The sequence below is a fragment of the Acinetobacter sp. WCHAc060042 genome (assembly GCF_003231195.1).
Lineage (GTDB): Bacteria > Pseudomonadota > Gammaproteobacteria > Pseudomonadales > Moraxellaceae > Acinetobacter.
In genome coordinates this window covers 1-451 of sequence record NZ_QKVN01000137.1, presented here as the reverse complement: position 1 = coordinate 451, position 451 = coordinate 1, and the positions used below count along the sequence as shown (strand labels likewise).

General features: G+C 44.6%; 1 protein-coding gene. It reads right to left on the bottom strand.

The window, feature by feature from the left end; genetic code table 11:
- On the bottom strand, positions 1-451 hold a 451-nt coding region (locus DPG01_RS18595), incomplete at both ends, for a thioredoxin family protein (RefSeq protein ID WP_171327459.1).

The following is a 451-nucleotide window of genomic DNA, read 5'->3' as shown; positions in this document are numbered from 1 at the left end:
TACGATCCCCGTTTTAATGCCTTTACGCGCGGCATAAATGGCAGAGGTATTTCCTGCAGGACCAGCACCAATCACTAAAACATCAAAAGCATCTTTGGCATTGAGTTTTTCAGCTTCTTTGGCTGCTGAATTGGTATCCAGTTTGGCAATAATCTCTTCCAAAGTCATACGGCCTTGACCGATATGGGTGTTGTCTTGGAACACCATTGGTACAGCCATGATTTTGCGTTCTTCAACCTCGTCTTGGAAGAATGCACCATCAATCATGGTGGCTGTCGTACCTGGGTTGTAAATGGCAATCAGGTTCAACGCTTGCACCACATCTGGACAGTTATGACAGCTTAAAGAGACAAATACGTCAAAGTCAGACTGGATGCCCAAACTTTTGATTGAAGCCAAAACTTCATCCGATACTTTGGGTGCGTAACCTGAGGTTTGTAACAATGCCAAG